This is a genomic window from Amycolatopsis sp. NPDC045836, from assembly GCF_056431745.1.
Map to the genome: position 1 here is coordinate 1 of NZ_JBWKKF010000022.1, position 24,016 is coordinate 24,016.

The 24,016-nt window shown below is 67.6% G+C and carries 7 protein-coding genes; all 7 read left to right on the forward strand.

Going from position 1 to position 24,016, the window contains the following annotated elements; translation table 11 throughout:
* The first annotated feature begins 285 nt into the window (after window positions 1–285).
* The 7 genes from AC07EG_RS32270 (at window position 286) to AC07EG_RS32300 (ending at window position 23,685) form a co-directional block, all read left to right on the forward strand.
* Window positions 286–5,394, forward strand: coding sequence for an AAA domain-containing protein (locus AC07EG_RS32270; RefSeq protein WP_478257016.1), 5,109 nt, complete (start codon window positions 286–288; stop codon window positions 5,392–5,394).
* Window positions 5,395–5,810: 416 nt separating this feature from the next.
* Window positions 5,811–10,163 carry a BREX system serine/threonine kinase PglW gene (pglW, locus tag AC07EG_RS32275; RefSeq protein WP_478257017.1) on the forward strand — a complete coding sequence of 1,451 codons (4,353 nt, stop codon included), beginning with the start codon at window positions 5,811–5,813 and terminating at the stop codon, window positions 10,161–10,163.
* Between the two features lie 35 nt (window positions 10,164–10,198).
* The gene (gene pglX / locus AC07EG_RS32280; protein WP_478257018.1) at window positions 10,199–13,798 is read left to right on the forward strand and encodes a BREX-2 system adenine-specific DNA-methyltransferase PglX; all 3,600 of its coding nucleotides are present in this window, start codon (window positions 10,199–10,201) and stop codon (window positions 13,796–13,798) included.
* A gap of 11 nt (window positions 13,799–13,809) precedes the next feature.
* The gene (locus AC07EG_RS32285; protein WP_478257019.1) at window positions 13,810–17,595 is read left to right on the forward strand and encodes a BREX-2 system ATPase PglY family protein; all 3,786 of its coding nucleotides are present in this window, start codon (window positions 13,810–13,812) and stop codon (window positions 17,593–17,595) included.
* Window positions 17,592–20,264: a BREX-2 system phosphatase PglZ gene (pglZ, locus tag AC07EG_RS32290; RefSeq protein ID WP_478257020.1), complete on the forward strand. Its 2,673-nt coding sequence runs from the start codon at window positions 17,592–17,594 to the stop codon at window positions 20,262–20,264. The genes AC07EG_RS32285 and pglZ overlap by 4 nt, the downstream gene beginning before the upstream one ends.
* On the forward strand, window positions 20,261–21,583 hold the full coding sequence (gene brxD / locus AC07EG_RS32295) for a BREX system ATP-binding protein BrxD (protein WP_478257021.1): 1,323 nt from the start codon (window positions 20,261–20,263) through the stop codon (window positions 21,581–21,583). Before pglZ ends, brxD begins: the two co-directional genes overlap by 4 nt.
* Window positions 21,580–23,685, forward strand: a complete 2,106-nt coding sequence (locus AC07EG_RS32300; protein WP_478257022.1) for a DEAD/DEAH box helicase — start codon at window positions 21,580–21,582, stop codon at window positions 23,683–23,685. Before brxD ends, AC07EG_RS32300 begins: the two co-directional genes overlap by 4 nt.
* The last annotated feature ends 331 nt before the right edge of the window (window positions 23,686–24,016 follow it).

Consider the following 24,016-nt stretch of genomic DNA (forward strand, 5'->3'; position numbering starts at 1 on the left):
CATCCGCCCACACTGCTACCCCAGCGGTCAACCCACGCGAACATCAACCGGCGTGTCACCAACCCGGCCAACCTATGTGGTCACAGCACTAGCGCGCGTACGTCCGGAGCCCGCGAACCGATCCGTCCTGTGGCACGAGATCCTACTTTCGGACCTCTGGTGCTGCGGACGCAGTTCACGATTCGATAACTCTGTGTGACGTTTGGTCAACTGTGACGATGGACGAGGGGCGTGGCGTTTCAAGCGCTGGTGCTGATATCCAGGTGATCGTCGGACAGGGGTGGGATGGGTACGTCGTTGGTGGACCGCGCACGGCGGTTGTTCGAGTTCCTCCGTGGTGCGCAGCGGCTCAAGGCGACCCCGGTGCGCTCGGTCGAGTCCTACCAGCGTGATGGTGCTGTGTTCTGGTTCGCGGAGCTACCACGGCACCCGGCGGTCCGGGTGGCTCAGACGGGGCTGACGGGGATCGATGAACCCCTGGTCGTCGTCGACAGGGTGCCGAAGGTTGAGCCACCCGAGCCGGGGGCCGAACTCGCCCGTTGGCTGACCGCGCCGTGGGATCAGCCCGGCCAGCCCCCGGCACTACGCGAGCGGATCCAATCCATCGACGAAGACGAGGGAGCTGAATCCCGGCTCCTGAGCCTCGACGAGTCGCCTGACATCCAGGAGCAGTTCCGCCTGTGGTTGCCGAAGTGGCAGGAGTGGGCCAGCCAGGACCTGGTCGACGCGCCCGCGCGCCAGTTGTACAGCGATCTGTATTCGACGTACATCAGTGCCACCGATAGTCCGGAAGAGCTCGAGCTGGTCCTCGGCGTCGGTTGTTTGAGCTGGCTCCCGGAGGACCAGCAACCGGTGATCCGCCACGTGCTGACCAGTCCGGCGACCGTGCACTTCGATGACCGGACGGGCGCCATCGAGGCGCACCGGGTCGGAGCTGGCGAACCCTTGCGGCTCGAATTGGACATGGTGGACCCGGGCCTGATCACAGCGCCCGACAAGGTCAACGAGGTCCGTGCGGACGTCGAGGCGTTCGAAGGCAGTCCGCTGGACCGCGACGCGGTCGGCGAACTCGTACGACGCCTCGTGCACAGCCTGGATGCCGACGGTGAATACCGAGATCAGGACCAATTCGTCAAGCCGGTACCGCACGCCGTCGCGGCATTGGCCCCAGCTCTGATCCTTCGGCGGCGCACGGAGAACGGCCTGATCGAGATCTTCGATGCGATCCTCCGCCAGCTCGGCGACGCGGGTGAAGTGCCGGACGGCCTGGTCCCCCTGGTGGATCCCGATCGGAAGCCGACAGCTCCGGGGCCGGACGGGGAGGGGGCGATCGTCGCGGTCGACGACGAACCCTTCCTGCCGATGCCGGTCAACGACAAGCAGCTGGCGATCATCCGCAGGGTCGACGCACAAGCTCAGACCCTGGTGCAGGGCCCGCCCGGCACCGGTAAGACGCACACAGCAGCGGCTCTCATCTCCCACCTCCTCGCTCAAGGCAAGCGGGTGCTGGTCACCGCGCACACCGATCGCGCGCTCCGTGAGGTCCGGGAGAAGCTGCCTGACCCGATCAAGCCGCTGTCCGTCGCAGTGGTGGGTGCGGCTCGTGAAGACATGGCTGACCTCAAGCTCGCCGTCCAGGAGATCGCGGCGGCGGCGGTGGACCACGACCCGGAGGCGAACGCCGAAGCCATCAGTACCCACCTCGGTGAGATCGACCGGCTGAGGCGCGAACGCGCGGCTTCCTACCGCCGGCTGGTCGAAGCCAGGGAACGTGAGGTCCGGCATCGCGAGCACCGCGGCTACCGCGGCACGCTGGCGGCCATCGCGCGACAGCTGGACGCCGAATCCGAGGCACATCGCTGGCTGTCGGCTCACGCGGCGGTCGGCGCCGACGACCCGGCACCGTTGTCCGGCCCGGAAGCGGTCGAGTGGCGCGGCTACCTGCTCGACGACCGGCTTCAAGCCGATGAGGTCGAAGCACGCACACGGCTGCTCGAGGTCGAGGCGGTGCCCGCGCCCGAGGAATTCGCCCTGCTGGTGATGAGGGAGCGCGGTTCGACCGCCGAGGAGCAGAGGCATGCTCAGCTCAAGGCGCACGTTGCGTTCGACGCGGTGGTGATGCTCTCCGCGGACGAACGCACGCGGTTGCAGCAGCGGTTGCACCGGCTCGCCGATGAGGCGGATCGGCTGGCAGCCAGACGAGAGCAGTGGATGAACGACGCACTGCGGGATGTCCGTTCCGGGAGAGCTGGCCAGTGGCGCGCCAGGGCCGACACGTTGCAAACCCTCGTCGCACAGTGCGCCGCGTGCACGGCGCGGCTCGGTCCGCTGACTTCCGTGGAATTCCAGGGGGAACCCGGACCGCTGGTGGCGCTGGCGGGTGAGGTGTCCCGGTACCTCGCGGACGGTGGCTCCATCAAGACCCTGCCAGACGGCTGGCCGAAGGTCGGGGCCTTCTCGCCCAAGGTGCTCAAGCAGGCGCACCCGTTGTTCGACGGGGTGCGTGTCGACGGATTGCCGCCCACGTCGGTGGCCCGGTTGGACGCGTTCCTCGCCTGGATCGGGGCGGCGAAAGCGTTGTCCGCCCTGGACCGGGCGTGGCCTTCGAGCGTTGCCATCCCCGCCGAGGACACCCCGCAGGAACGACTCCAGTGGCACGTGACCGAGCTGGACCAGTTGCGCCACGTGCTGGCGCTGGGTGACGAGCTCGGCGTGGAGGAGGAACGGCTGCGGGTGCTCAAACTCCCGGCGCCGGATTGGAACGACCTGGACGGCGTCCGCCGCTATGCGCAGTTGACCGATGCGGCAGGCGCCGAGGATGCCAGGCGTTCGGCGACGGCACCATTGGCAGCACTCGAGCAGCTGATCGCAGGAACCGCGCAGTGGACCGACGCGGCCCCGTGCACCGCGGAGTTGCTCGACGCGGTCAAGCTCCGGGCTCATGATGCCTATGCGTCGGCGTACAGGCGGTTGGAGAGGCTGTGGGAGGTCCGGCGGGTCGTCCAGCGCCGTGAAGAACTCGCCGGTCGGCTGGTCGCGGTGGCCCCGGAACTGCGGCGGGCCGTCGTCGAGGCTCCCCGGGAGCAGGTCTGGACGTCCAGGTTGGCCCGATTCGACGAGGCGTGGTGCTGGGCCGCGACGCGGGCGTGGGTGCTGCACCAGGAATCGATCGACGTCAATTCGGTGCAGGCGCGGATCAGGGATATCGAGGAGAACATTCGCACGCACGTAGAATCGGTCGCCGCTCGCCGCGCGTGGGACTTCGCCGCCGCACCGGAGCGCCTGAGCGGTACGGCGCGCGCCGACCTGACCCAGTACGCCCAGTTGGTGCAGCGGGCGGGCAAGAACACGGGGATCTACCGCAACCAGCGCAGGGCGGAGATCCGGAAGGCGATGGACCGGTGCCGGCCATCGGTACCGGTGTGGATCATGCCGATCTACCGGATCGCCGAACAGCTCCGCGTACGGCCGGACATGTTCGACGTCGTCGTGGTCGACGAGGCTTCGCAGGCCGGTACCGAGGCGGTGTTCCTGCAGTACCTCGCGCCGAAGATCGTGGTCATCGGCGACGACAAGCAGGTGTCGCCGTCCGCGGTTGGGGTCGACCAGCAGCAGTTGCGCGACCTCGCCCGCCAGTACCTGGCGGACGATCGGTACCGCGATTCCTGGCACGACCCCAAGCGCAGCCTGTTCGACGAGGCCAAGATGCGCTACGGCAACCTGATCACCCTGACCGAGCACCGGCGATGCGTACCGGAGATCATCGGGTTCTCCAACCGGATCGCCTACGAACCGGACGGGATCCGGCTCGTTCCGGTCCGGCAGTACGGCGCAGACCGCCTGGAGCCGGTCAAGGCGGTCCACCTCCCCGAGGGGTATGAGCGAGGAACGACCAACAAGCTGAATCCCGTCGAGGCCGAGGCGATCGTCGACCAGATCGAGAAGTGCATCGCAGACCCGGCCTACGACGGCAAGACGTTCGGCGTCATCTCCTTGCTCGGCCCAGCACAGGCCAAGGACATCCAAACCCGGTTGCTCAGCCGGATCCCGAAGGACGAATGGAGGGCTCGCGACCTGCGTTGTGGCGATGCCGCGGATTTCCAGGGGTCCGAGCGCGACGTGGTGTTCTTGTCGATGGTGGCGGCGCTCGCGTCCGGCAAGCGGCTGGCCGCATTGACCCAGGAGCAATACGTGCAGCGCTACAACGTCGCCGTCTCACGCGCCAAGGATCAGGTGTGGCTGTTCCATTCGGTGGGCATGGACGACCTGGTGAACCAGGCGTGCATGCGCTTCCAATTGCTCGATTACAGCTACGGCGTGATGCGGCGCGGGCAGGGCACCGGCGACGGGCCCGGTACCGTCGTGCCGGAGGACCAGCGGGTCGGCCCGTTCGACTCGCTTTTCGAGCAGCGCGTGTACAACCGGATCATCGACCGTGGATACACGGTCCTGCCCCAGTACGAGACCCTGGGATACCGCATCGACTTGGTGGTCGTCGGCGGACGGGGACGCCTGGCAGTCGAGTGCGACGGTGATCACTGGCACGGCCCGGACGCCTACGAGCGCGACCTCGCCCGCCAGCGCGACCTCGAACGGTGCGGCTGGCGCTTCTTCCGGATCCCCGGCTCAGCCTTCGACGTCGACCCGGCGGCTGCGCTCGCTGGCTTGTGGGACGTGCTCCAGGAGGAGGGCATCCACCCGTCCGGCTATCGACCGCCGACCGGCGACACCGCTGCGCCCGAAGTCACCGAGGCGCGGCCGCACGTGGCCGACGAGCACACCACCGTTCTGCCGGACTTGCAGGCCGAGCGGCAGGGGCCGACCGAGGAAGAAGCCCAAGAGCCGACCGAGGACGTTGTCAGGGAAGGCGCGCTCGAACCGTATGCCAGCTACACGGGCGCCCTCGTACCGGTAGCGGAGGCTTCGCGCCAGGAGCTGATCGACGGCATCAGGGAGATCGTCGCGGTCGAGGGGCCGGTGCTGGGTGAACGCATCCACAGCGCCTACGTGCACTGCTCGGGTGGTCGGCGGGTGGGCTCGCAACTGGCCCGCACGCTCAACTCGGCGGTGACCGCGGCGGTGCGCCAGGGCTTGCTCGAGGTGGACAACCCACTCGGCCAGAGCGGGGTCCGCCCGCTGACCTACCGGTTACCCGACCAGCCGCTCGTTCGATCCAGGCAGTTGGGACCGCGCGACCTCGGCGACGTACCTCCCCGTGAGTTGGCCACCTTGATCGCCGATACCGCCGAACACCAGGGGTGGGCTGACGAGGAAATCCTGTTCCGGTCAGTGCTCGAGAGCTTGGGCTTGAAGCGGCTCACGCGGAATGTGCACGACCGGCTCTCCGGTCTGGTGGAGCTGGCCCGTGCGCACGCATCCGGTACCAACGGGTGATCTTGGGTACGTAACGTCACGCTCCGCGTCGACGACATTCGAGGATGCGGATCTCCGAATCGACTTCGGACGAGTTACCCGTCAACGAGAACGGCGTCGCTCGGAGGTGGCTGCCCGCGACAGTAGGCGAAGATTTGGCCACTTCGGTTCAAGGATGGGGGAGCCACGGAAATAGGTGCGAACGCAGCGGATGTGAGTCACTCGCCGATGCTGGCTTCCTCGGCGTGGCGCAGGACGGTCAGGCGCCAGTTCGCGCGCCTGACGGACGTGGGTGAGGCTGTAACGTAACGCAGTGTGACGTCGACCTGATACCGAGTGAGTGACTATCGACTGTTCGACATCGTAGGGCGCAGAACCCACCTGGCGGAGGCACCTAAGATCGTCGGCGAGCGGTTCAGCGAAGAAGGGGAGACCGAGTGTCGGGCGGTGGATCACCTGTACCCAAACCTGCACCTCCACCGCAGCAGAAGCGTTGGTTCCAGGAGCGGACGTCGCCCTACCCGTGGGAGCAGGACGGGCTCGATCACGTACGTCGACTCATGCCCAATGCGGAGCCTTACCGCGCGTGGGCCACCTTCTCGTTCACCGCTGCTTCAGGTCGCATCAACGAGTGTGACCTGCTCGTCGCTGTCCCGGGCGGCCTGTACCTGGTCGAGCTCAAAGGGCACCCCGGGCGGGTCGTGAACAACGGTGAGACCTGGCGGTTCCTCCAGGACGGCTCCAGTCGGGCGCGCATTCTGCGCAACCCCCTGCACCTCACCGACCTCAAGTCGAAGGAGCTCAAGGGCAGACTGGAGTGGGCCGCCAAACGGTTGCACATCAGTCAGCGGGTGCCGCGCGTGGAAGCGGCTGTGTTCTTGTCCGCGCCGGATCTGCGGTCCGAGCTCGACGAGGTGCAGGGCACCCGGGTCTACGGCCGCGACGATGCTTCCCGAGGTTTGCCGTGGCTGTGGCGCGACCTGCTGTCCCGCCCGCCGCAGCAGGATTCGCAGCGGATCACGCCGGCCTTTTCCGCGGTTCTGCCGAAGCTGCTGGAAGAAATCGGCATCCGCGCATCGACGGCGCACCTGCGCTTCGGCGACGACTGGACGCTCGGCTCGGATCTGCTCGATGCCGGCCCCACGTGGGAAGACCGCCTCGCCGAACGGAAGGGGATCGTCCGCGAAGAGGGCCGGGTGAGGATCTACCTCACCGCCCAGCAGGCCAGTGAGGAACGGCAGCAGTCCGTCGAACGCGCGGCACGCCGCGAGTACCAGGTGCTGCAGGGCATCACCCACCGCGGCATCGCCCAAGCGGTGCAGATCCGCGACCACGGGGGCGGCCCGGCGATCCTGTTCCGCCACCGCTCGGACGACTTGCGGCTGGATTCGTACCTCGCGGTTCACGGTGAGCACCTCGGCGCCGAGGTCCGCCTCGACATGGTGCGCCAGCTCGCCGAGGCAGTCCGGTACGCGCACAGCCGCTCCCTCTACCACCGCGCGCTGGCCGCGCGGTCGGTGTACGTGTCGGCGAAGGAAGACGGCTCCCGACCGGTCATGCGGATCATCGACTGGCAGGCCGCAGCACGCGACTTCGACACCACCGGGTTCTCCTCGATCGGCAACACCTCCCTGCCGGGCGAGCACGTCTCGAACTCCGCCGACGTGTATCTGGCGCCGGAGGTTGACACGCCGTTCGCCGATCCGGTCGACCTCGACGTATTCGGGCTCGGGGCGATCGCCTACTTCGTCGCGACCGGCCAACCTCCCGCTGCCCAGCGCAGCGGGCTGATCGAGCGACTGACCACCGACAAGGGACTGCACCCCTACGCCGTCTCAGACGTCATTTCCGACCCGCTCGACGCGCTGATCTTCGACGCGACCCGCGCTGACGTCGCGGACCGGCTCGATTCGGCCGACGCGTTCCTCGCGCGCCTGGACGCAGTCGAGCAGGACGCCGTTCCCGCCGAAGAGACCACTGCGCAGGCGGACCCCCTCACCGCGATGCCAGGGCAGAACGTCGACGGCGACTGGGTGGTCGACCGAATCCTCGGCACCGGCGCGACGGCCCGGGCCCTGCTCGTCACCCGTGCCGAGGAGGACGAGGACGGCAAGCCGCACGACAAGCGGCGCGTCTTCAAGATCGCGCTCGACGACAACAAGGCCGCTCGCCTCCGCGCCGAGGCCGTCGCGTTGGACCAGGTCGGCGGCGGCGTGATCGTCCGCCTGCTCGACGGTCCGCGGGAGCTCGCCGGCCGGACCGTGCTCGACCTCGAGTTCGCCGGTGGGGAGGACGCCGCCGGCCCCACGCTCGGTGCGTTGCTGCGCGCCGAAGGCAAGCTCACCTACCACCAGCTGGAGCGCTACGGCAAGGACCTGTTCACCGCGCTCGACCACCTCGCGGGCAAGGGGGTGCGTCACCGGGACCTCAAGCCCGACAACTTCGGGGTGTACCGGCGGGCCGACCGCTCCACGCAGCTGATGCTGTTCGACTTCTCCCTCGCCGACGCCTCCGATCGCGACGTCCAAGCGGGGACCCGCGGTTACCTCGACCCGTTCCTCGACTCCACCCGGCGTCCCGCCTTCGACGACCACGCCGAGCGCTACGCGGCGGCTGTGACCCTGCACGAGATGGCCTCGGGGCAGCGGCCGGTGTGGGGCGACGGCATGACCGACCCGCGGACCACGGCCGACGAAACCCCGACGATCGCCTCGGATCTGTTCGACCCCGCCCTCCGAGACGGTCTCACCGACTTCTTCCTGCGTGCCTTCCACCGCGACGTCGACCGGCGGTTCGACACCTACCGGCAGATGGAGGACCAGTGGCGTGCGGTGTTCGTCGCCGCCGACACCGCCGCCCCGCTCACCAACCAGGCCACGGTCGGGATGGAAGGCGAATCCCTCGAGGACACCCGTGACGCGCACGCGGCGGCTGCCAAGCTGGACACCCCGCTCGAGCTGGCCGGCCTGACGCCGCGCGCGGTGTCGGTGGCCCAAGGCTTCGAGGCCACCACCGTCGGACAGCTGCTCGAGGTCCCGCTGCACCTGATCGCGAAGGCACGTGGCGCGGGCGCGATAGTGCGGAAGGAACTCAACCGCAGGCACAAGCAGTGGTCCAAGCAGCTGCTGCACGCGGAATCCGCGGCTGCGCGCACGGCCGACGAGGACCACCTCACCATCGAGGACTTGGCCGCACTCCTCACGACGGCACAAACGCGCCGGGGGTCGAAGAAAGCCGACGTCATCCGGCTGACGCTCGGCCTGCCCGACGGTGACGAGCCGCTGGAGCCATGGGCCTCGCAAGGCACGGTCGCCAAGCGCCTCGCCATCTCGCAGCCCTCGGTGTCACGTCACCTCAACGCCGCTGCGAAGGAGTGGTCGGCCGCGTCCTGGCTGTCCACGATTCGCAACGAGCTCGTCGACGCCGTGGCTGAGGCCGGTCGGGTCGTCACCGTCCAGGCGCTGGCCGCTGCGCTCCGTACTCGACATGGCGCAGGCGAGGACGACGCGGAACGCACCATGGCGCGGGCGATGGCCGTCGTGCGGGCCGCGGTCGAGACCGAGGTCTGGGCCGGCCTGCACACCAAGGACGGGGAAGACACCGGTCCACGTCTCGCGGTGCAGCGGCGTGGACAGCGGGTGCTGATCGCGTTGGAGTCGCTGCCCGGTTCCCAGGACCCGAGTGCTCCGGAGATGGCTGACTACGCCTTCGCTCTCGGTGTCCGCGCCGACGATCTGGTGGGCCGGGAGCCGCTGCCCGGCCGGGGCGTCGTCGTGCGCGAGCTGCGGGCGGTGCCGCCGCCGGAGGGACTACCGCCGCTGGCCGACACTCGGCTCGTCGAGTTGGCGTCGGTGATGTCCGAGCACGCGGCTGCGTCGCCGCGGCTTGAACTGTATCCGCGCGAACTGGACCTGGTGCGCGCGCTGCGGATCTCGCAGGCCGCGGCCGGGGTGCGGCGTGACCACGGCATCACCCAGCTCGACCTGATAGCCAAGGTCCGGGCCCGGTTCCCCGCCCTCGACGTGGACGAGCGGCTCACCCATGTCGAGCTGGAAGATGCTCTGCATGCCGCCGGTTTTCCGCTGGACTACGACACGGCGGACAAGGTGTTCCGGCCGCCGGCGCTCGAGCAGTCACGCTTCTCCACCTCGTCCTCCGCGCTCAGCGGGCACGGGCACGGGCGCTGGCGCGCCGCCGGCGCAGACCCCCACGAGGTTCTGACGAGGAAACTCACCGCGGCGATCGAGCGCGGCGGGTTCCTCGCGCTCACCCTGCGCGGGGCCTACCTGCCCGGTACTCCGGAGGGCATCGCCGCCCGATATCCGGTGCGGGCGATCGACGTCGATCGCGAGTTCGTGTCGGCGTTCCGGGCGCTGGTCGCCGAGCGTGGGCAGGATTGGGCGAAAGTCAGCAAGCTGGACGCGAGGTTCGGCGAAACCGGCGTCATTTCGCCGGGGCTGGCGTCGTACGTGCGGACGACTTGGGACCGGGTGCGCTCCCGCATCGACGAATCGGCGGGCGGGGCCAACGTCGTGCTGTTCCTGCACCACGCGGGCATGCTGGCCCGCTACTTCGACGAGGGCGGTCGCGCCTTGCTGACGCAGTTGCAGAACGCGGCCCGTCGGCCTGACGAGGCGCCACACGGCCTGTGGCTGCTGTGCCCGGCGGAGTCGGCGCTCGACATCCCGCAGCTGGACGGCAAGATCGTCGAAGTACTGACCGACAGCGAACGCGTGGTGCTCGACCGCGCGTTCCTCGACGAGGTTCGCACCACGGACGGTGCGGCGTGAGTGAAGGACTACTGGTGACAACGGCAGGGCGCGTAGTGGACAGCAAGCAGCTGGTGAAGGACCTGCAGCGCCAGGTGCTGGTACTGGAGGACGACCTCCGGGAGCGCGCCGGCGAGGAGCCCGAGTTCGCCACAGCGCTGCGGGCCGAGTACGACGACGCCTACGAGAAGAACCGCACCGCGGCGACGTACGAATCGTGGCTGGACGCCCGGGTCACCCAGGTCGCGGCTGCGTGGGTGCTCGGCACGGTGTTCGTGCGGTTCTGCGAGGACAACGGGCTCATCGAGCAACCGTTCATCTCAGGCCCTGGCGAGCGGCTCAGGGAAGCCGAGGAGCACCACGAGGCATACACCAGCAAATTCACGAGCCACAACGACCGCGACTGGCTGATCGCGGCTTTCAACCACATCGCCGACGCACACCCCACAGCCGCCGGACTTTTCGACAAGCGGCACAACCCGCTGTGGGAGATCACCCCGTCGTACGAGGCGGCGACTTCACTGCTGAAGTTCTGGCGGCGTCCCGACGAGGAGCTCCGCTACGACTTCACCGATCCCGAATGGGACACCCGGTTCCTCGGCGACCTCTACCAGGATCTCTCCGAGCACGCCCGCAAGACCTACGCCCTGTTGCAGACCCCGGAGTTCGTCGAGGAGTTCATCCTCGACCTGACGCTGGAGCCAGCGGTCGAGGAATTCGGCCTCAAAGGACTGCGGACGATCGATCCAGCCTGCGGCTCCGGACACTTCCTGCTGGGCATTTTCCAGCGTCTGCTCGCGAAGTGGCGCGAGGCCGAGCCCGGCACCGACGACTGGGAGCTGATCCGGCGTTCACTGGAGTCAGTGCACGGCTGCGACAAAAACCCGTTCGCGGTGTCCATCGCCCGGTTCCGCCTACTGATCGCCGCACTACACGCAGGCGGTGAAACGCGCTTGGCATCTGCTCCGACATTTCCGATCAATGTCGCAGCCGGCGACTCCTTGATGCACGGCAGAGGCGCACCGGGTGTTCAAGGTGAACTCTTCCCATCCGAGCGGCCTCACACATACGCCACCGAAGATATCGACGAGTTCATCGACTCACGCGACCTCCTGGGCCGGGCGTCCTATCACATCGTCGTTGGAAACCCGCCATACATCGCGGTCAAGGACAAGCGAGAGAACGAAACCTACCGCGCCGGTTACGATGCCTGTTCCGGCACGTACGCCTTATCGGTGCCCTTTGCGCAACGTTTTTTTCAACTTGCAATCCGTCGCGACGGCAGTGATCGCAATGCCGGCTTCGTCGGTCAAATCACCGCGAACTCGTTCATGAAGCGCGAATTCGGAAAGAAGCTAATCGAGAATTTCTTCAAGACGGTGCAGTTGACTCACGTCATCGACACTTCCGGCGCTTACATTCCCGGACACGGAACGCCGACGGTCATCCTCGTCGGGCGTAACCATCCCTACCGCCAAAACGACCCCACAAGGGCCGTGCTCGGTGTTCGCGGAGAACCAACTCAGCCCGAAGAGCCCGCGCAAGGGTTAGTGTGGTCCGCAATTGTAGCGCAGATCAGCAGGCCGGGCAGCGAGTCGGACTGGATCTCTGTAGCTGACGTCGACAGAGAGACTTTTGCCAAGTATCCATGGTCCCTCAGCGGAGGTGGCGCGGGAGACTTGGTTTCAAAGCTTGAGCAGGTTCAGAACACCCTCAGTACCGCCATCGCAGAAGACGGCCGAACAACACATACCGGCCTTGATGACGCATTCTATCTTCCTGGTAAGGCCGCACGCACCTACACAATGAGTTCCGGTTGCGTCCCCGTCGTGCCCGGCGAAGCGGTCCGCGACTACCGCATCGATGCGCACACTTCTACCTTTTTCCCATACGACGCCCAAGGCGCTATTCGTCCGATCACCAATATTGAACTCCGATTCCTGTGGCCAAATCGGACCGTTCTGCGCGAACGTGTCGACTTTGGAAACAAGCCCGAAGCTCGCGGCCTGCGCTGGTTCGACCATAGCATGTTCTTTCCCAAACGATTCAAGCGACCACTATCCATTGCGTTTCCATTTGTTGCGACGCATGGTCATTTCGCACTTGACCGAGGTGGGAAAGTTTTCAACAGGACCGCGCCGGTTATCAAGTTGCCGGATGGGGCGAGTGAGGACGATCATCTGGCCCTGCTGGGTGTGCTGAATTCGTCGACGGCGTGTTTCTGGCTCAAGCAGGTGAGCCATAACAAGGGCGTCGGTGGAATTGGCGGAGGCATTGGCGATGAAGATTGGGAACCTCGATACGAGTTCACGGGCACAAAACTACAAGAGTTTCCACTACCACGTGACTTGCCACTTGAGTTCGGCCGCACCATGGACTCGCTCGCTCAGCAGCTCGCGGCGTTCGAGCCGGGAGCGTTGTGCAGTAGCGAGGTGCCGTCGCGGGAACGACTCGATAAGACGCGGACCGAGCACGACCGCATTCGATGCCGGATGATCGCGTTACAGGAAGAGCTCGACTGGCACACCTATGGCCTGTACGAACTGCTGACGACCACCGATCTAACAAGAGTTACTGCCACCGACCGCGACGATGTGCCCGAGATCAGCCTCGGCGAACGGGCCTTCGAGATCGTGTTGGCCCGCAAGGTCGCTGCGGGGGAGTTCGAGACCGCTTGGTTCGAGCGCCACAGGTCAACACCCATCACCGAGATTCCTTCGCACTGGCCGGAGTGGTACCGGCAAATCGTTCAGGCTCGGATCGACATCATCGAGCAGCGGCGGGACATCGCGCTGATCGAGCGGCCGGAGTGCAAGCGGCGGTGGGCGACGCAGCCGTGGGAGAAGAAGGAAGCCGAGGCGCTCGAAACCTGGCTGCTGGACCGCTGCGAGCGACGCGACCTCTGGTACGGCTTGCGTGACGGTTTCGAACAGCCGCGGGTGCTGACGATCAGCCAGCTCGCCGACGCGTTTCGGGACGACGCCGACATGCAATCGGTCGCGCAGCTCTACGCCACCGACCATCTCGGCAAACGCGACCTCACGCTGGCCCAGGTCCTGGAAAAGATCATCACTGACGAGCACGTGCCGTTCCTCGCCGCGATGCGCTACAAGGACCCGGGGCTGCGCAAGCGCGCGCAGTGGGAGAAGGTCTGGGAGAAGCAGCGCGAAGAAGATCGGACAGGCGAGCGCCTCAACATCCCGGTACCCCCCAAATACACCTCCGCCGATTTCCGCAAGACCAGCTACTGGTCCCAGCGCGGCAAGCTCGACGTGCCCAAGGAACGCTTCATCTCCTACCCCGAGGCGAGTCCGGACGGCGACCCGACATTGCTGCTCGGCTGGGCTGGCTGGGACCACAAGGACCAGGCGCAGGCCCTGGTCAACGTCATCAACGACCGCACGCAAGAGGCCGGCTGGGAAGCCGGGCGGCTGAAGCCGTTGCTGTCCGGGCTCGCCGAGATCATGCTGTGGGTCAAGCAGTGGCACGGCGAGTACGACGCCGAGTGGGGCGGGGTACCGGCCGACGAATACCAGGCGTTCCTCGACGAGCAGCTGACCAAGCATCAGCTGGCGATGCAGGACCTGACCGCATGGCGTCCCGAGGTCCCGCGCCGCGGGCGCCGCACCAACAGTGCAAAGGGTGATCAACAGTGAGCGGAGCCGAGATGTATCTCCGGGATGTCATCGACATCCCGGACTCCGTCCACGCCGGCGACTTCAAGATCGACCTCACCAAGGGGTTCGTCGAGACCGACGCCCGCGTTGCCGAGTACGTGGTGACCGATCAGCTCCGGCAGGCGTTCGGCAAGGCGCTGTCGATCGTGCGCGCCGCCGTCCGGGACGGCGCTTCCCACGCCGCGTACCTGCACGGCTCGTTCGGTTCCGGTAAGAGCCACTTCCTGACCGTGCTGCACGCGGTGCTCAACAACGACCCGGTCGCCCGCGCCAAGGCCGGGCTGCAGCCGGTGATCGCCGAGCACGACGAGTGGCTGCGGGGCAAGAAATTCCTCATGGTGCCCTACCACCTGGTCGGTGCCACCGACATCGATTCGGCGATCCTCGGTGGCTACGTCAGCACCGTGCGCCGGCTGCACCCCAAGAAGAGCACCCCGGCTGTCTACCGCGCCGACGCGATGCTCGACAACGCCCGGGGACAGCGGGAATTCCTCGCCGACGACGCGCGGTTCGCCGAGTGGCTGGGCAGCGAAGCGCCTGCCACCACGGACGACATCGTCGACGACATCGACGACCTGGACGTCATCGAGGGCACCACTGTCCGCACCTGGACGTCCGCCAAACTCGATCATGCATTCGGCGCTCCAGCGGGCGACCCGGTGCGCGAGGCCCTGGTCTCGGCGCTCCTGTCCGGACCCATGTCGGCGTACAGCCGTGGTGCCACGGGCGATGCCGAGGCGTTTCTCCCCCTGGAGGACGGCCTGTCGGTGATCAGTCGCCACGCCCGCGGCCTCGGCTACGACGGGCTGGTCCTCTTCCTCGACGAGCTGATCCTCTGGCTGCAGGCGCACATGGCCGACCAGGAGTTCGTCAACACGCAGGTCAGCAAGCTCGTCAAGCTGATCGAATCCGGCAACGCCGACCGCGCGCTGCCGATCGTCTCCTTCATCTCCCGGCAGCGGGACCTCTCCAAGCTGGTCGGCGAGGACGTCACCGGTGCGGACGTGAAGAACCTCGAGGCGCAGGTGCAGTACCTGGCCGAGCGGTTCGACATCGTGTCGCTGGAAGACCGCAACCTGCCGGCGATCATCAAGGAACGCGTCCTCAAACCGAAGACACCCCAGGCGAAAACCGCGCTGGAAGGCGCGTTCACCGCCATCGAGTCGACGAACTCGGCGGTGCGCGACGTCCTGCTGGACGCCAACGGTGCCACCGGCGCCGACTGGACGGACTTCCGCGCCGTCTACCCGCTTTCTCCCGTCCTGCTCAACGTGCTCGTCGCGTTGTCCGGGGCCCTCCAGCGCGAACGCACCGGCCTCAAGCTCCTGCAGGAGATGCTGTACCGGCGCCGGGCCGACATGAAGCTCGGCGAGCTGATCCCGCTGGGTGACCTCTGGGATGTCCTCGCCGACGGTATAGGGGAAGCCTTCACCGAGCGGTTGCGGCAGGAATCCGCGGCAGCGCACCGGTTCCACACCAAGGTGCGCGCATACCTGTTGGAGAAGTACGGCAGTGAGACCGACGAGCGATTCGTCGCCGACGACCGGTTCGTCAAGACGCTGATGCTGGCCGCACTGGCGCCGGACGTGTCCGCGCTGGCGCGGTTGACCGGGGCACGGCTGGCAGCCCTGAACCACGGCTCCATCCGCTCGCGCACCGTCGCTCCCGGGACGATGGTGGTCACCCGGCTGCGCGAGCTGGCCGCGGAATTCGGCGAGCTGCGCTCCGAAGGCGACGAAGACCCGGTGTTCCGCCTGCAACTGTCCGATCTGGACATCGAACCGCTGCTGGACGCCGTCGGTGAGCAGGACTCGGTCGGCGCCCGCCGGATCTGGACCAAGCGGCAGCTGTGGCGGAAGCTCGGCATCCGTGACGTCGAGGAGTTCGTCTGCGACCGCGAGGTCGTGTGGAAGGGTACGCGCCGCACCGCGGAGTTCGTGTTCGCCAACATCCGCGACAGCCAGGACCTGCCGGACGTGCAGTTCAGCCCCAGCGTGCCGGGGCGGATCCGGATCATCCTCGACTACCCCTTCGACCAGCACGGCCACCCACCGAGCGACGACGTCGCGCGGGTGAACCGGCTCCGGCGCGAAGGCTTCGCCGCAGCCACGATCACCTGGATCCCGCACTTCCTGTCGGCGCAGAAGTCCAATCAGCTGGGGCGGCTGCTCAAGATCCACTACCTGCTCGAGCGCAACCGGCTCGACGACTACGCCGGGGAGATGTCCGCGGACAACCGGGTCAAGATCCGCCACCAGCTGCAAGCCCAGGCCGACACCCTCGAATCACAGCTCACGGCGTCCCTGATGCAGGTCTACGGCATCGCGCGGGCCGAAGAGTCCACGCTCGGTGCGCAGGTCGGCGAGGAAGGACACGTGCTTTCCCTGTGGCCGGGGCACACGCCACGGCTGGCTGCCGGCGCGAGCTTCGAGCAGAACGGGCTCAGCCTCGCGGACGGCCTGTTCTCCGCGCTGTACCCGAAGCACCCGGACTTCGACACGACCGGGAACCGCAAACCGATCACCGTCGGTGAGCTCAAGACCGTGCTCGGCTGGATCACACAGGCGATGGAGGAGGGCAAGCGGCGCATCGTGGTCGACCGGTCGCAGCTGGCGCTGGTCCGGCGGATCGTGCATCCGCTCGAACTCGGCGAGGTCTCCGACGGGCCGCTCAACGTCTCCGCGGAGTGGCGTCGCCGCATCGATCAGGCGGCCGGACAGCGCGGTGTGGACGGCGATTACTCCGTGGAGAACATCCGCTCGTGGATAGAGGAGCTCGGCTACACCGGGTTGGACAAGGCCGTCGCCAACCTGATCATCGCGACCTACGCGCTGCTGTCCGACCGCGCCTGGGTCTTGCACGGTTCACCGCTGCGCGAGGCTCCGGAGCTGGACAAGATCGGTCCCGGGCACGCGTTGCGGGCTCAGGAACTCCCGTCGGCGGACGAGTTCGCCACTGCGCGTGCTCGGGCGTCGGCGCTGTTCGGGGTGAACGTGGCCGAACACCTGGTCGCCCGCAACGTCAACCGTCTCGCCTCCGACGTGCGCGAGAAGGTGACGAGCCTGGAGACAGCGGTCAACAACCTCCGCCGGGCGCTGGAGACGCGGGCCGATCAGCTGGGTGTGCCCGCAGCCGCCGCCCGCATCACGATCGCGCGCTACGCCGCCAATCTGCTCGCCCGGCTGTCGGCCACTCGCGATGCCAAGGCGATCGTGCGTGAACTGGCCAACGCCGGCCACGACGACCTGAACGACCAGGTGCTCGGCAATGCCGTCGCCACCGCGCCGCAGGTGCTCGACGTGCTCGACCGGGTCGACTGGAACCTCGTCGAGTCCGTGCGCCGGTTCGTCGATCGGGAAGACACCGTCGGCGTTCAAGCCCGGCGGCTGCTGGACGACATCAGCGACACCGCCGCCGCCGACGAGTTCACCCGCTCGCTGGTCCCGGTGCTGGGCGATGTCCGCCACCGTGCCATCGCACTGATCGAGGAAGCCGCACGACTCGCCGCCGTGACGACGCCTCCTCCAGCGCCGATCCCTTCACCGCAACAGCCGAGTTTCCCGCAGTACGCTCCGTCTTCTCATCCCACGGAGAATCCAGAATCGGCCAGCAGCCGGGCGAAGCCGGCCGCGCGCCGGATCACGACCAGCGTGGTCGAGCAGCAATTGCAAGCGATTCTGGACGACTTCTCAGCCGAGATCCGCGACTACGCGAAGGACCATCCTGGCGTCGAAATCGTCCTTGACTGGCACATCGCGGGCGAGGACCGGTCGTGACCACCGCGCCACCGCAGCTGACCAAACGGATGATCGAAACCTTGCTCGCGGACTGGCTGCCGCAGGCCAAGGAGCGCCGACTCGTGCTCATCTATGGCCGGTACGAGGACGGGAGCAGCGACTTCGCCCTGAACACCGAGCAAGACCAGAAGCGGGTGCACATCACCGATCAGCACTCGGTGCTCGGGATTGTCGAAGCGTGGCAGCAGCACCAGACCGAACGGGGCGCCGACGACGTCCTTGTGGTGACCACGAGCGTCGACGACGCCCAGCTCGGCTGGGACATCCGAGGATATGCGCTCGGGCGCTCCACCCGCACCGCGGACCGCGCCAGCATCGTGGCGCAGCGATTCGGTGCCGCGGACCTCGACCCGCGCGTCCGCGCCGAGCCGTGGCTGATCGACGCACTGCTGGACGCCGAACCGGCGGGCGGTTGGCCCCGCAGCGGGTCGGTGCTCACGCGCGACACAGCCATGCGCACGCTGATCGGTGCCCGGCTCGGCATCGGCACGCTGCGCGAGGACGCGCTTGATGCCGGCACCCTGCTCGCCTGGTCGCTCGACCCGACCGGGCCGGACCGGTTTGCACGCTTCCCCGAAGTCGAGCAGGCCGGGATGACCGACTGGTTGGCCGGTTCGGTCGGCGAAGTCGCTCCGATCGTCCTGCGGCTGGCGGCCGCGGGAAAGGCAGCCGACGCCATGCCGCTCGGCCTGGTCGGCACGGTTGCGACCCGTCCGGACGCCTCCCCGGAAGCCGCGCTCGCCTTCGGCGGCCTGCTGGCAGGTGTCCGGCCGCCGGCGTTGCGCGCCTACACCGACGCCGTCGAGGGAACGTTGGAGCGCTGGCTCAGCGAGGCCGAGTCCGGTGGGCAACTCGCCCGGGAGCGGATCACCGACGTCGCGAACCGCGCCGATCAGCTCGCCGCGAGCGCGCACCTCACCGAAGCTCTTCGCGACAGCCGGTTCCTTCCGTCCAGCTACGCAGCCGCGCTGGGCACGCTGGCGGGTGCGCTGTCACCGACCCCTGTCAAGAGCAGCATCACCGCGGTCGAGCGGGCACTCGACGAAGCCCGTGACCACGGGCTGGCGCGGCTGGAGCCGGAACGCCTCAAAACGGCGGAGATGGCAGTACGAGTCCACCGATGGCTCGCGTTGCCGTTTCCGGACGTCGGCTCCGTCGCGGACGCCGCGAACCGGCAGGTCATGGAGTGGGCGTGGGTGGACCGCGCCCTGACGACGTTGTGGGTCGGCGACACCGGCGGCGATCCAGCCGTCGCTCAGGCGTACCGGGCGCTTCACCAGGGTGCCCGCAACCGGCGCGACCGGCTCGACGAGCAGTTCGCCGCGCAGCTGGCCAGCTGGGTTCCCCGCGCGTCCGGCACCAACCCCGGCGGCTGCCTGTTGATCGAGGACGTCCTCGACACCGTCGTTCGCCCTGTGGCGAGCCGGCGCACGCCGCTGGTGATCGTCCTCGACGGGATGACTGCCGCGATCGGCGCCGCGATCGGCGAGGAAACCACCGCCGGTGGTTGGCGTGAAGCCTCGCCACGTCAGGGTGAACGCGTCGCCGCGGTGACGGTGTTCCCTTCGGTGACCCGTGCAGGTCGCGCGAGCCTGCTTTCCGGTGTGCCGAGCGTCGGTGATCAATCGGTGGAGCGTGCCGGCTTCACCAGGTTCTGGCGCAAGCACCGGCGCGAAGCCGCACTGTTCCACAAAAACGACCTGGCGGGCGAAGCTGGCCAGCGGCTCTCCGAGAGACTGCTGACCGCACTCGCCGGCGACGGTGTCGTCGGCGTCGTCCTCAACACGATTGACGACGCGCTGGACCACGGCAAGGAGGGTGAGCGCGCTGGCTGGTCGACGCGCGACATCACGTACCTGTCCGAGCTCCTCGACGCCGCACGGGGATACGGGCGGCCGGTTGTGCTCGTTGCCGACCACGGACACGTCCTGGAACGGTCATCGACGGAGAAACCGTCGAAGGCCGAGGGAACGTCGGCCCGATGGCGCACCGGTCCGGCGGGCGACGGCGAGATCGAGCTGGCTGGACCGCGCGTGCTGCTCGGCGGCCGGGTGACCGTGCCGTGGCGCGAGGACATCCGCTACACCTCCCGGAAGTCCGGCTACCACGGCGGCGCCTCGCTCGCCGAGATGATCGTGCCCGTCCTCGTCCTCCTACCGTCCGACGAACTCGTGCCGGCCGGGTGGCACGTTCTCTCCCCCGAAGCTGTTACCCCCGCTTGGTGGGAGCCGCGGCGAACGGTGCTCCCGGAGCAACCCGTGTCGGCTCGCAAGTCCAGCCGTCGCAAGCCCGAGCCGGAACCGGCCGTACCGCTGTTCGCGGTGGATGTGCCGGACGAATCCGTCGGTACCCGGGTCGTGGCCACCGATCTCTATGCCGCCCAACGGGCATTCGTGCCGAAGGCACCGGACAAGCAGGTCGTGGCGGCGGTGATCGATGCGTTGCTCGACGCGGACGGGTCGCTTTCGCTCAGCGCGGTCGCGGAGCGGGCCGGCCGGGCCGCACGCCGCCCGGAATTCTTCGTCAGGACCCTGGAGCGCCTGGTGAACGTTGATGGTTACCCGGTGCTGACGCTGCGCGACGGGGATCGCAGTGTCAAGCTTGATCGCGAGATGCTGGAGACGCAGTTCGGAGTGCGGGTGCGATGACCGTCCAAGCGAGCGAGGCGCGGCGACGCGAGGCAGTGGACGCCCTGCGACGCGGCACGGTGCCGCAGTCAGGACTCGACCTGCTCGCCGTCGGCCTGGATCGGTTCGCCAGCGCGATGGAGGAGGATCTGGCCACCGTGGCGCGTGGAGGTGCAGCCTTCCACGCAGTACGTGGTGAGTACGGATCCGGGAAGACGTTCTTCACGCGCTGGCTGGCCGAGCGCGCGAAACGCCGGGGCCTGGCGACCACTGAAATCCAGATCTCCGAGACCGAGACACCGTTGCACCGGTTGGAGACCGTCTATCGGCGCCTCACCGAGCGGCTGACCACAGCCAGCCACCAGCCCAGCGCACTGCGCGCGGTCGTCGATTCCTGGCTCTACACACTCGAGGAACAGGTCATCGAGGCCGGTGACGTCGCCGAGGACGACGAGAAGGCGTTGGCCGCGGCAGTCGAGCGGCTGATGGAGCAACGCCTTGCGGAAGTGGCTCGGACCACCCCCGCCTTCGCCGCGGCACTGCGGGGCTACCAGCAAGCCGTGACCGCCGAAGACCACGCCACCGCGGAGGCCCTGATCGCCTGGCTCGGGGGTCAGAAGTCGGTCGCCGCAGCCGCCCGCCGGGCCGCCGGGGTGCGCGGTGACCTGGACCACTTCGGTGCGCTCGGATTCCTCCAGGGACTGCTCACCGTGTTGCGGGATTGCGGGCACCCCGGTCTCCTCCTCGTACTGGACGAGACCGAAACACTGCAGCGCGTGCGCGGCGACGTGCGGGAGAAGGGCCTCAACGCGCTCCGGCAGCTGCTCGACGAAATCGACGCCGGTCGATTCCCCGGGCTCTTCGTCATCATGACGGGGACACCGGCGTTCTTCGACGGCCAGCAAGGTGTGCAGCGCCTGCCACCGCTGGCTCAACGGCTGGCAACGGACTTCGGCACCGACGCCCGGTTCGACTCGCCACGCGCCGTGCAGCTGCGGCTGCTGGGTTTTGACTTGGATCGGCTCGTCGAGCTGGGCCAACGGGTTCGCGAGCTGTATGCGAGCGTCGCGCAGCACCCCGACCGGATCGCCACGGTGATCGACGACGCGTACCTGCGGACCCTGGCTTCGGCGCTGACCGGTCAACTCGGCGGCAAGGTGGGCGTCGCGCCGCGGCTGTACCTGCGCAAGCTCGTGGCCGACGTGCTGGACCGCGTCGACGAGTTCGGGGACTTCGACCCCCGAGCCCACTACGCGCTGACCGTGTCGAGCACGGAGCTGACCGAGTCCGAGCGCAACGCCGCCGCGAGCGCGGACGACGTCGACCTGGATTTGCCGTGACCCATGCGTTGACGCGGCTGCATCCGGCGCTGGTGCACCACATCGTCAACACCCTGGGCTGGCGGTCGCTGCGACCGCTGCAGGAGCAAGCGATTGAGCCGGTCCTCGGCGGCCAGGACGCGGTGCTGCTCGCCCCGACCGCCGGCGGCAAGACGGAAGCGGCCTGCTTCCCGCTGCTGAGCGCAATGGAGGAACATCGCTGGACCGGTCTGTCGGTGCTCTACGTGTGCCCGCTCAAAGCGTTGCTGAACAACCTGCTGCCGAGGCTCGACACCTATGCGACGTGGCTCGGCCGGCGGGTCGGGCTCTGGCACGGCGACATCACGGCAAGCGCCCGTCGCGCGATCCTCCGCGACCCACCCGACCTGCTGCTCACCACGCCCGAGTCACTCGAAGCAATGCTGGTCAGCGTCAACGTCGATCACACGCAACTCTTCGCCGGTGTACGCGCGATCGTGGTCGACGAGGTGCACGCTTTCGCCGGTGACGACCGCGGGTGGCACCTGCTCGCCGTGCTCGAACGCCTGACGCGGATCGCCGGCGTGCCGATCCAGCGCATCGGGCTTTCCGCGACGGTCGGCAATCCGCACGAGCTGGTGACGTGGTTGCAGGGATCGAACCGCACCACACGAGAAGGTCGAGTGGTGGCCCCCGACACCAAACCTGCGCCCGGGGCGACGCCGCCAGGCGACCTGGAGATCGACTACGTCGGCTCGGTGCACAACGCAGCCACCGTGATCGCTGCCCTGCACCGCGGCGAAAAACGGCTGGTGTTCTGCGACTCGCGGCAGTTGGTCGAGGAAATCGGGGCCGCGCTGCGTGAGCGAGGCGTGACGACCTATCTCTCGCACGCTTCCCTTGCGCTCGACGAACGCAGACAAGCCGAGCAGGCGTTCGCCGAAGCTCGGGACTGCGTCATCGTGTCCACGTCCACCCTGGAGCTGGGTATCGACGTCGGCGACCTCGACCGAGTCATCCAGGTCAACGCCCCGTCCACCGTGGCGTCGTTCCTGCAGCGCCTGGGCCGGACGGGTCGCCGGCCTGGCAGCACTCGGAACTGCCTCTTCCTCGCCCTTGACGAGAATTCGCTGCTGTGGGCGTACGCGCTGGTTCTGTTGTGGAGCCGTGGTTTCGTCGAGCCGGTGCACGCACCACCTGAGCCTCGCCACATCGTCGCACAGCAACTTCTGGCCTTGTGTCTGCAGGAGCACACGATCGGGAACAGGTTGTGGAGCGAGGCTTGGAACGGGCTCGCGCCGTTCGACTGCAGCGCGGAGCCGATCACGCGTTACTTGGTCGAGGAGGGATTCCTGGACCAAGACGGTGAACTCCTGTTTATCGGCGAAGAGGCCGAACGTCGCTTCGGCCGCCAGCACTTCATGGGGATGACCGCGGTGTTCACGGCTCCGCCGCAGTTCACCGTCCTCGAAGGGCGCCGCGAGATCGGTCGGACCGATCCAGCGCTGCTCACCGAAAAGGTCGACGGGCCCCGCCTGCTGTTGCTGGGCGGGCGCAGTTGGAAGGTCACGTGGATCGACTGGAAACGGCGCCGATGTTTCGTGGAGGCTGCCAAGTCGGGAGGCCGCGCGCGCTGGATGACGCCCGGCATCGGCGGTGTGGGGTTCGACCTTTCCCGTGCCGCGCGTGACGTGCTGCTCGGCGAGGACCCGTCGGTGAAGCTGACGCAGCGGGCCATGCGGGTCATGGCGGAACTGCGCGAAGACCGCATTGGCTCGGTTCATCCCGGTGGAACGGTGATCAGCAGGCAGGGCCTGGACGTGCGCTGGTGGACGTGGGCGGGGTTCCGCGCCAACGCGACCTTGACCGCAACTTTGGGGCACCTGGCCGACGAAAAGCAGCGATTCGACGACGTGTCTGTCCGGCTCCGTTCCGACCTGGATCGGGATATGTGGCACTCGGGCGTCGCGGACGCCGCCCAGCGCCTGTGCCTGCCGGAAATCGACGAGCGGGCGCTGGACGGGCTGAAGTTCAGCGAGGCCCTGCCGCACCGGCTCGCCATGGCTACGTTGGCGGCACGGCTTGCGGACGTCGATGCGGCAGCAGAGGTGCTTGAAGAGCCCACGCGTTTCGTCGTTCAGTGATAACCGAAAGCGCAACCCGTTAGATGCGGTGACTGTGCCAGCACTTGATTCTGGTGCCACGACGCGAACCGCATTGATCATACGTTTCCACATTATCGACTACGCGCAGCGTGGTTGATTCGCTCGTTGACCTAGGCCGTTCTACCAAAGAGGCAGCCTCGGCGTAGGCGTGTCGTGACCGAGATAGGCCGATTCGGTGAGCGAGTCAGCGATGGAACTACCTGTGGTATCGGAGACTATCCTGCCCGCGCAACGGCAAAGGGTGCACTCGATGCGGCCACTCGTGTCAGACCGGTGACGTTCGATTGGTGGCACACGATACGGTGAGTTG